Here is a 9,715-nt window from a genome sequence, read left to right on the forward strand (position 1 = left end):
CTCCGCGCGCAGCGCCGTCACCGCCTCGGCGGGCGTCGGGCCCGCGGCGGGCGCGTTCGCCGCGGCGGCGTCCCACCAGCCGCGGGCCCGCCAGCGGTCGGCGAGGGCGGCGACGGTCGCGTTCGCGGACGCGTCGCTGGAACCGGCCGACACCACGACGACGGCCGTGCCCGGGGAGCCCGGCCGCACGTCGACCTCGGCGAGCCGCCGCTCCAGCGCGGCCGTCAGGAGGGGGTGCGGGCCGAGCGTCCGGGCGGTGTGCAGCCGCAGCCGCGGCCGCCGGGACCGGACCCTGGCCAGCACGCCCGGGAGGTCGGTCTTGCTGTGGTACGCGGCGGTGAGGAGCAGCGGCAGCACCACCGCCTCCACCCCGTCGCCGTCCGGGCCGTTCCGGGCCAGCCCCTCCAGCACCCGGTCGGGCGCGGGCGGGGCGTGGTCCAGGAAGGACGGCAGCACCGGGACGTCCGGGCGGCGGACCCGGACGGCGCGGAGCAGCTCGGCGACGGTCGCGGCGGCGCGGGGGTCCCGGCTCCCGTGCGCGACCGCGACCATCGGCGGGGTCGTCGGATAGGTCACAGGTGGATGCCGCACTCGGTCTTGCCCAGGCCGGCCCAGCGGCCGCTGCGGGGGTCCTCGCCGGGCGCGACCGGGCGGGTGCACGGTGCGCAGCCGATCGAGGGGTAGCCGTCGTAGTGCAGGGGGTTGACCAGCACCCCGTTGTCCTCGATGTAGTTGTCCATGTCCTCCTGGGTCCAGTCCAGGATCGGGTTGACCTTCACCATGCCGCGCTTACGGTCCCACTCCACGACCTTGCGGTCGCGGCGGCTGGCGGTCTCGTCGCGCCGGATGCCGCTGAACCACGCCATGTAGCCCTCCAGGGCGCGGCCGAGCGGCTCCACCTTCCGCAGGTGGCAGCACAGGTCGGGGTTGCGGCCGAACAGTCGCGGGCCGAGCGCGGCCTCCTGCTCCTCGACCGTCCGGGACGGCGTCACGTTGATCACGTTCACCGGGTAGACGGCCTCGACGGCGTCGCGCGTCCCGATCGTCTCGGCGAAGTGGTAGCCGGTGTCGACGAACAGGACGTCGATACCCGGCTTGACCTTCGACACCAGGTGGATCAGGGCCGCGTCCGACATGGACGAGGTGAGGCAGATGCGGTCGCCGAAGGTGGCGGCGGCCCACCGGATGACCTCCAGGGTGGGCGCGCCCTCCAGCGCGGCGGCGGCGGATTCGACGACGTCTTCGAGATCGAGTGCCGGTCTGTCGGTCTCCAGGAGTGTCACCGGGAGTTCTCCTTGGTGGTGCGGGGGGTTCCGGTCGCGGCGGGGGCTCCGACGCCGAGGAACTTCAATCCGAAGGAACGGACGCAGTCGGGGCAGAACCACGAGCCCGCACCCTCGCGGGGCTCGAGGTTCTCCTCACCGCAGTACGGGCAGTAGAAGGGCGCCATCCGCTCGCTCATCGCACGTCCCTACTTGAGGTCCGCGTCGTCGGCGCGCTGCACCCACGCGGCGAACGTCTCGCCGTCGGTGCGCTGCTCGTCGAAGTTGCGGACGACCCGCTCGATGTAGTCGCCGAGCCCGGCCGAGGTCGTCTTCAGCCCGCGGACCTTCTTGCCGAACGTCGCGCCGAGCCGCCCGCCCAGATGGATCTGGAAGCCCTCGACCTGGTCGCCGTTGTCGTCCACGACGAGCTGGCCCTTGAGGCCGATGTCGGCGACCTGGATGCGGGCGCAGGCGTTCGGGCAGCCGTTGACGTTGATCGACAGCGGCTGGTCGAAGTCGGGCAGCCGCTTCTCCAGCTCGTCGATCAGGTCCATCGCGCGCTGCTTGGTGTCGACGATCGCGAGCTTGCAGTACTCGATGCCGGTGCAGGCCATCGTCTGCCGCCGGAAGGTGGACGGGCGCACCTGCAGGTCGTGCCGCGCCAGTTCGTCCGCGAGCGCCTCCGTCTTCTCCTCCGGGACGTCCAGGATGACCATCTTCTGCTCGATGGTCGTGCGGACCCGGCCGGACCCGTACTTCTCCGCGAGGTCGCCGATGACGCCGAGCAGCTCGCCGTTCACCCGTCCGGCGCGCGGCGCGAACCCGACGTAGAAGTAGCCGTCCTGCTGCCGCCGGATGCCGACGTGGTCGCGGTTGGGGAGCGGCGCGGACGGCTCGGGGCCGTCCGGCAGCGCGTACCCGAGGTACTCCTTCTCCAGCACCTCCCGGAACTTCGCCGCGCCCCAGTCCTTGACCAGGAACTTCAGCCGGGCGCGGTTGCGCAGCCGCCGGTAGCCGTAGTCGCGGAAGACCGAGGTGACGCCGTGCCACACCTCGTGGGTCTGCTCCGGCTTCACGAACACGCCGAGGCTCTGCGCGAACATCGGGTTCGTGGACAGGCCGCCGCCGACGAACACCTGGTAGCCGACCTCGCCCTCGTCGTTCTTCACCCCGACGAACGCGATGTCGTTGATCTCGTGGACCGTGCAGTGCGACGTGCAGCCGGACAGCGTCGTCTTGTACTTGCGCGGCAGGTTGGAGAACTCGGGGGAGCCGATGTAGCGGTCGTGGATGTCGCGGAGCTGGGGCGTCGCGTCGATGATCTCGTCCTCGGCGATCCCCGCCAGCGGGCAGCCCATGATCGTGCGCGGGGTGTCGCCGCACGCCTCGATCGTGTGCAGGCCGACCGCCTCGAGCTTCTCCCAGATCGCCGGGACGTCCTCGATCCGCACCCAGTGCAGCTGCACGTTCTGCCGGTCGGTGATGTCGGCGGTGCCCCGCGCGTACGTCGTGGAGATGTCGGCGATCGTCCGGAGCTGCGGGCCGCTGAGCTGGCCGCCGTCGATCCGGATGCGCATCATGAAGTACTTGTCCTCGAGCTCCTCGTCCTCGAGGGCCCCGGTCTTACCGCCGTCGATGCCCGGCTTGCGCTGGGTGTACAGGCCCATCCAGCGGAACCGCCCCCGCAGGTCGGCGGGGTCGATCGAGTCGAAGCCGGTCTTCGAGTAGATGTCGATGATCCGCTGGCGGACGTTGAGCCCGTCGTCGTTCTTCTTGTTCTCTTCGTTCTTGTTGAGCGGTTCCCGGTAGCCGAGGGCCCACTGGCCCTCGCCCTTCTTGCGCTTGATCGCGGGTGGCACGGCGCGCGTCCTCATCTGTGGTCGTGAGGGACGCGTAGCGCACCGGCAGTCTCGTTCGGCCGGCTCAACGCTGAGCGGGAGAGGTCAAAGGTGATGCCGATGCACCACGCGCCCGGCTGGAGCGAAACGGGGGCGTGGTCGGGGCGTCACCGACAGATCGCGCTGCGGACGCGCAGAAAGTCCACGTGCCGGCGCTTGGCCAGCATCGGGTCCGCAGCAGTCATACCGGAACTCTGACATGCCGTCTCACGGCCTGTCCAGTTACGTCCGTGATGCGGACGCGTGAGAAGAGTCATCGTTTCACCCCTGCCGCCGCCAGTTCACGGCCGGCTCGCTCTTCCCGGCGTCCTCGCCGGAGTCCCGGCCCGGTTCGTCCCGCGCGTCGTCCCGCGTGCCGGACGTCGTCGTCGCACGCGTCGCGGGGCCGTCCCGGTGCTGGCAGTCGCACCACGAGCCGCCACGGCACTCTCCGTGGCGGCGGTCACGGCACGACTCGCATATCACGGTCCCATTGTCCCCGATGACGCGCGATGCTCACCCCCCGTTTTCCATGTGCGGCCCGCCACGCCCGATCGCCGGGCGCGTCCGTCGCGGGCCCGGTTCCCCGGCGGGCGCGCGTCCAGGGGACCGGCCGGGCGGCTCGCGCGGGCGGGCGGGGTCCGGGCGCGGGCACGGCCACGGCTGGAAAGATCATGGGCGGGGCGGCGCCCGGGGCCGTCCAAGGGGTAGGCCGGGGAACAGGACTGGACGGCCGGTCGAACGGGGGGTGTCGTGCGGCGCGCGGAACGGAGGCGCGGATCGGGCGGTGCGGGGCGGCACGGGCGGTCGACGCCCTACCGTGAGGCGGTGTGACGACCGTCTCCGACGCCGAGGGCGTCCCGCCGACCGGGGACGCGGATTCGAGCAAGGACCCGCCGCCGGGGCCGCGGGCCCGGGCGGCCGGGCCGTCCCGGCGCGTGCGCCGCGGGGCGGCGGCCGCCCCCCGGGTGGCGTGGCTGCTGGTCAAGGGGACGACCGTGGCGGCGTTCCGGCACCGGGTCACCGGGCTCGCGGCCGAGGCGGCGTTCTTCGCGCTGCTGTCGCTGCCGCCGCTGGTCATCGGGCTGATCGGCACGATGGGCCACCTGCGCGGCGCCTTCGGCGCCGGCACGGTCACCGAGATCCGCTCCTGGGCGATCGACCAGGCCCGCACGGTGCTGACCGGGCCTTCGGTGGACTCGGTGGTCGTCCCGCTGATCGACGACGTGATCCGCGGCGGCAACGCCAACCTCGTGTCGATCGGGTACCTGATCTCGCTGTGGGCGGGGTCGCGGGCGACGAACGTGTACGTCGACACGATCACGATCGCGTACGGGCTGTCGGGCGTCCGCGGGATGATCCGGACGCGGCTGCGCGCGTTCTTCCTGTACCTGATCGGGCTGCTGGTGATGCTCGTGGTCATCCCGCTTCTGGTGCTGGGGCCGACGCTGGTGCGGCACGCGCTGCCGGAGAGCGCGGAGTACGTCCGGGTCCTGTACTGGCCGATCGTGGTGACGCTGTCGATCGTGTTCCTCGCGCTGCTGTACCACATGAGCGTCCCCGTGCGGACGGCCTGGTACCGGGAGGTGCCGGGCGCGGTGCTGGCGCTGCTGATCTGGATCGTGGGCAGCTTCTCGCTGCGGCTCTACCTGGCCGGGTCGCTGCGCGGCGTGTCGGTGTACGGGTCGCTCGCGGCGGCGATCGCCGTGCTCGCCTGGCTCTACGTGGCGGCGTTCGCGGTGCTGATCGGCGCGGCGCTGAACGCGGAGATCGACCGGCTGTGGCCCAGCGCGGGGACGGCGCGCGCCCGGGCCGTCCGGGAGGCGCGGGAGGACGGGGACGCAGGTGAGGACGCAGGTGAGGACGCAGGTGGGGGCGCGGGTGGGAGTGACGCGGCGGACGGTAAAAACTCCGCCGGTTAAACCCATGAAAAGGCTAAACATGTCGTAACCTCGGCGTACATGACCCTTCGTGAGGAGACGCGCCGGATCCGGACCGTGACCGGCACGATCCCGACGTCCGACATCACCGGCCCCGTGCTCTCCCACGAGCATCTGCGGCTCGATCTGCGGTGGCCGGCGCGCCCCGCGCTGGTCGGCTCGGACCCGCGCCGCTGGCTCGACGAGGAGAAGGCCGTCAAGCACGAGCTGGCCGCGCTGCGCGCCGACCACGGCCTCGGCCTCGTCGTCGACCTGACCTGCGCGGGCATGGGCCGCGACGCCGCGTCGCTCGCCCGCGTCGCGGCCGCCTCCCGGGTCGCGGTGGTCGCCGCGACCGGCGTGTTCACCGAGCCGTTCCACCCCGAGTTCGTCCGCGAGGCGCTGGCCGCCGGGCAGTCCGGCACCGGCCCGTCCGCGGTGGACCGGCTCGCCGAGCGGCTGCTCGCCGAGATCGGCTTCGGCATGGACGGGACGAACGCGCTGCCCGGCGTGATCGGCGAGATCGGCACCTGGGGCGAGGCGCCCACCGAGGCCGAGGAACTGTGCCTGCGGGCCGCCGCCCGCGCCGCCCGCTACTCCGGGTTGCCCGTCGCCACCTACGGCCGCGCGGGGCTGGCCCAGTTGGAGATCCTGACCGCGGCCGGGCTGGAGCCCGAGCGGGTCGCCGTCGGCCAGCAGGACCGGGTGGACGACCCCGGCCAGCACCGCAAGATCGCCGAGGCGGGCGCGTACGTCTCGTTCGGGACGCTGGGCCTGGCGGGGGACGACGACGCCGCGCTCGGCGCGCGCGTCCGCGCCGTCATGGACATGCTCGACGCCGGGCACGCCGACCGGGTGCTGCTGAGCACCGGAGTGTCCCGCATGACGCAGGTCGTCCGCTACGGCGGCGCCGGGTACGGCTACCTGTTCGAGACGTTCCTGCCCGCGCTGCGCGCCGCCGGCGCCGACGACGCGACCCTCGAGGGGATCCTGCGCGACAACCCGCTCAGGTGGCTGTCCGCCTGACAGAAACCCGCTGAGCGGGTAGGGCTCCGGGGTGAAGGTGCAAGCGACCCCGGAGGGGGTGTGCGCGATGCCCTGGGACAGGACCAAGAGCAGGACGCGCGAGGAGATCCGGCCGGACGAGACGGTCCGGCTGCCGTACGCGGACCGGGCCGAGGCGGGCCGGGTGCTCGCCGAACGGCTGGTGCCGCTGGGGCTGGAGGGCGCCGCGGTGCTGGCGCTGCCGCGCGGCGGCGTCCCCGTGGGCCACGAGATCGCGCGGCGGCTGGACGCGCCGCTGGACGTCCTGGTGACCCGCAAGATCGGCTACCCGCCGCAGCCCGAGCTGGGCGTGGGGGCGATCGCCGAGGGCGGTTCGCCGGTGTTCGACGCCGGGCTGCTGGACCGGCTCGGGCTCACCGAGGACGATCTGGCGGACACGGTGGCCGCCGAGCGCGCCGAACTGGACCGCCGGGTGGCGGCGTACCGGGGCGGGCGGCCGCTGCCGGAGACGTCCGGACGGCCGGTCGTCGTGGTCGACGACGGCCTGGCGACCGGCGGGACGGCCCGTGCGGCCGTGCGGGCGCTGCGGGAGCGGGGCCCGTCGCGGCTGGTGCTGGCGGTGCCGGTGGGCGCCGCGGAGACCGTCGCGCGGCTGGAGCCGGAGGTGGACGTCCTCGTGGTGCCGGCGGCGCCGTGGGACTTCCGCGCCGTCGGGCAGTGGTACCGGAACTTCGATCAGCTCTCCGACCGGGACGTGATCGGCTGGCTGGAACGCGCCGGGCGCACCGCCGGGCCCGACAATGGACCCAGATGAATTCCGGGAAATTGCTCCCGCGGGGCCGTTCGATGCGGTAAAAGGCGACCGCCCGGCAATTCGGGAACTCCGGAACGGTGCAAGGGTGACGCAAACGCCCGTACCCGGCCCTTCGGGACCGGGTACGGGCAACGCAAACGGCCCCGCCGGATGCGGGGCCGTGTCGTTTTCTCGGTGGCGTGCCGGGGTGGTACTGGGAGCGTCGGGGCGGCCGGTCGTGCAGGGGCTTTCGCCGCCCTGTGCGCGGTCGGCTAGGCGGCGTTGGCGCGACGCATGCGGCGCCGGCGCTCGGACGCGCGCTCATCCTCGTTGAGGCCGCCCCACGTGCCGTACTTCTCGGGCCGGGACACCGCGTAGTCCAGGCACTCCGTGCGGACCGGGCACCCCATGCAGATCTGCTTGGCCTTGCGCTCGCGAATCTCGCGCTCGGGCTGGCGCTCGCCGTCGGGACCGAAGAAGAGGACGAGGTCTTCCCCCCGGCACGCCGCGGCGTCCTGCCAGCCCCAGCTGGGACGAGGGAGGTTTGCCTGCCGACGTACCTGAGCCATGGAACACCCACCTTGATTGGTTTCGTACTTGAGCAAAGGACATGGACGCTCGACGTGCTTCACATGACGAGAGTCAGAAGCGAAGCGCCGAATGGTCCAACGTCTGGAGTTGCCGCTCTGTTCCCCGTCCGGTTACTCCGGAATCCTGGGGACGTGCGACACGGAGGCCCTCTAAAGGGACCTCCGAGAGATTACACGAGGGCCGCCGCGTTGAGAAGGGTGAGGTCCCTAACAATGTAGGTTTCGAGGTTCTCTCCGCAGCCCGGCCCGCACGGGACCGCCTGCTGTGCGGCCTCGAAGACGACCCGGTAACGGCTCCCCTGAACGATGACCACCGCTTCGTACCGAGATGTCCCTGTGAGGGATTCCACGGTCACGGCGTCCAGTTCCAGCCGTCCCGTGTGCGCCCGGACGAAGTGCTCGGCCGCCTGCACGGGCTCCGGCGTCCCGGCGCGGCCGCGCAGCCGGTCCAGGACGACCTCGCCCCGCAGGTACGCGTCCACCGCGGCGACCGCCTCGGTCTCGCCGAGGTCGCCGTAGTAGAAGCCGTGGGGGAGACATACCAGGTTCGCCGCGAATCGGTCACCGCCGACATGGGTGGTTTCCCAGACGAGGGGGCCGAAACGCGATGCGAGGGAGCGGGCGAGCGGCGCGCCCGTGCGCGCGCAGCACGCGTTGCGCTTGCCGTGCGTGCACACCAGCAGGACGGGGTCGGCGACGGGTGCGCCGAGCCCCGGCGAGCGCCCCGCGGCGAGGGCGTCCAGATCGAGGGCGTCCAGCTCGCCGGCGTCGGCGACCTCGCGCCCCTCCATCCAGACCCGGTCGCCCTGCGAGAACGCCGCGTACACCTGCATCGGGGGGACGTCGCGGCGGCGGCCGGCCCGGCGGATGAGCTGCGGCCGGACGCCCGCGCGCAGTGCGGCGCGCAGCGCCCGCACGACCGGCGCCGGTCCGGCGATGTCCTCGACGCGCTCCGGCCACGGCCCCGGGTGCTCGATGAGCAGCCAGGAGCGGGCCTTCGTCGTGGCGCTCGCCAGGCACGGCCGCTCGCCGGTGTGACTGCCCGGGCAGTGCCCGCAGCCCTTGCCGCGCGTCAAAGAGAACCCCCCGCCGATCTTGCCCGATTAGGTTAGGGTAACCTAACAGAGCTCCGCGGGGCCAGCGAAGGTGGGGAACGTCATACCCGCCGCGGCCGTCGCCTCACCCGGCGGAAGCCCTGGTCAGCGCCTCGGCCATCGGGAGCGCGGCCGCGCGGTCGGCGGCCACGAGCCCGATGCGGGTCCGGCGGTCGAGGACGTCGCCCGCGTCCAGCGCCCCCTCGTGCCGGACGGCCCACGCCAGTTCGGCGCCCAGCACCGGCAGCCCGGGCACCACGGGCTCCAGCAGCGCGGGATCCTCCGCGCCGAGCGCCGCGAGCAGCGGGGCCTCCGCACCGTACCGGCGGACGAGCCGCCGCGGCGCGTCCAGCCGCGCGAGCCGGTCCGGGGACGCCGCCCCGGCGAGCGGGATCCGCGCGGTGCGGCACGGTCCGGCGGCGAGCCCGCGGGCCCGCACGGCGGCGTCCACGGCGTCCTCCGCCATCCGCCGGTAGGTGGTCAGCTTCCCGCCGACGACCGTCACGACCCCGTCCCGCGAGGTCAGCACCGCGTGCCGCCGCGACAGGTCGGCCGTCCCGCCGCCCGCGCCCGAGTCCAGCAGCGGGCGCAGGCCGGCGAACGCGCCGACCACGTCCGCGGGCCGCACCGGCACCTCGAGCGCCGCGCCCAGCACGTCCAGCAGGAACCCGATCTCGCCGGGCGACGGCTCCGGCACGTCCGGGACCGGCCCGTCGGCGGGCTCATCGGTCAGCCCCACGTAGACCCGGCCGTCCTCCTGCGGCAGCACCAGCAGGAACCGGCCGAACTCGCCCGGCACCGGGATCTGCATCCCCGCCCGCCCCGGCAGCGCCTCCGGCCGCACGACCAGATGCGTCCCGCGCGACGGCCGCAGCCGCACCCCGTCCACGAGGCCGCCCGCCCACACCCCCGCGGCGTTGATCACGGCCCGCGCCCGCACGGTGAACTCCCGGCCGGTCTCCTCGTCCCGGACGAGCGCGCCGTCCCCGGCCAGCGCGACGGCGCGGCAGCGGGTCAGGACGCGGGCGCCGTGCGCGGCCGCCGTCCGCGCGATCGCCGTGACCAGCCGCGCGTCGTCGGCGAGCCGTCCGTCCCAGGACAGCAGCCCCCCGCGCAGCCCCAGCCGGCGCAGCGCGGGCGCGGCCCGCAGCGTCTCCACCGCCGACAGCCGC

10 protein-coding genes are annotated in these 9,715 nt (G+C 73.5%); 3 read left to right on the forward strand and 7 right to left on the reverse strand.

Annotation, left to right across the window (positions count from 1 at the left end):
* The 4 genes from ACFQ11_RS35855 to ACFQ11_RS35870 form a co-directional block, all read right to left on the reverse strand.
* Nucleotides 1-552 (reverse strand): sirohydrochlorin chelatase (locus ACFQ11_RS35855; protein WP_378307090.1); only part of this gene is annotated, 552 nt, incomplete at its 3' end.
* A gap of 20 nt (nt 553-572) precedes the next feature.
* Nucleotides 573-1,283 carry a phosphoadenylyl-sulfate reductase gene (locus tag ACFQ11_RS35860; protein ID WP_026400481.1) on the reverse strand — a complete coding sequence of 237 codons (711 nt, stop codon included), beginning with the start codon at nt 1,281-1,283 and terminating at the stop codon, nt 573-575.
* Complete coding sequence (locus ACFQ11_RS35865) at nt 1,280-1,462, reverse strand: Insertion element protein (protein ID WP_378307075.1); 183 nt, start codon at nt 1,460-1,462, stop codon at nt 1,280-1,282. The genes ACFQ11_RS35860 and ACFQ11_RS35865 overlap by 4 nt, the downstream gene beginning before the upstream one ends.
* Nucleotides 1,463-1,471: 9 nt before the next feature.
* Entirely contained in the window at nt 1,472-3,139 is a 1,668-nt protein-coding gene (locus tag ACFQ11_RS35870; protein WP_378307077.1) for a nitrite/sulfite reductase, read from the reverse strand.
* An 833-nt stretch (nt 3,140-3,972) separates the two neighbouring features.
* Between ACFQ11_RS35870 and ACFQ11_RS35875 the strand changes: the two genes are divergently transcribed.
* The 3 genes from ACFQ11_RS35875 to ACFQ11_RS35885 all read left to right on the forward strand — a co-directional run bounded on the left by ACFQ11_RS35875 (nt 3,973) and on the right by ACFQ11_RS35885 (nt 6,880).
* Entirely contained in the window at nt 3,973-5,064 is a 1,092-nt protein-coding gene (locus ACFQ11_RS35875; RefSeq protein ID WP_378307079.1) for a YihY/virulence factor BrkB family protein, read from the forward strand.
* A gap of 39 nt (nt 5,065-5,103) precedes the next feature.
* On the forward strand, nt 5,104-6,087 hold the full coding sequence (locus ACFQ11_RS35880) for a phosphotriesterase family protein (RefSeq protein ID WP_378307081.1): 984 nt from the start codon (nt 5,104-5,106) through the stop codon (nt 6,085-6,087).
* Nucleotides 6,088-6,154: 67 nt separating this feature from the next.
* The gene (locus ACFQ11_RS35885; protein ID WP_378307083.1) at nt 6,155-6,880 is read left to right on the forward strand and encodes a phosphoribosyltransferase; all 726 of its coding nucleotides are present in this window, start codon (nt 6,155-6,157) and stop codon (nt 6,878-6,880) included.
* A 251-nt stretch (nt 6,881-7,131) separates the two neighbouring features.
* Here ACFQ11_RS35885 and ACFQ11_RS35890 read toward each other — a convergent pair whose 3' ends face one another.
* The 3 genes from ACFQ11_RS35890 to ACFQ11_RS35900 all read right to left on the reverse strand — a co-directional run.
* Nucleotides 7,132-7,428 (reverse strand): WhiB family transcriptional regulator, encoded by a 297-nt coding sequence (locus tag ACFQ11_RS35890; protein ID WP_021600082.1) that lies wholly within the window; start codon nt 7,426-7,428, stop codon nt 7,132-7,134.
* 191 nt (nt 7,429-7,619) lie between these two features.
* The gene (locus ACFQ11_RS35895) at nt 7,620-8,525 is read right to left on the reverse strand and encodes a sucrase ferredoxin (RefSeq protein ID WP_378307086.1); all 906 of its coding nucleotides are present in this window, start codon (nt 8,523-8,525) and stop codon (nt 7,620-7,622) included.
* Nucleotides 8,526-8,628: 103 nt separating this feature from the next.
* On the reverse strand, nt 8,629-9,715 hold a 1,087-nt coding region (locus tag ACFQ11_RS35900; RefSeq protein WP_378307088.1), incomplete at its 5' end, for a glycerol-3-phosphate dehydrogenase/oxidase.

It is taken from the genome of Actinomadura sediminis (genome assembly GCF_042675525.1).
GTDB classification, from domain to species: Bacteria; Actinomycetota; Actinomycetes; order Streptosporangiales; family Streptosporangiaceae; genus Spirillospora; species Spirillospora sediminis.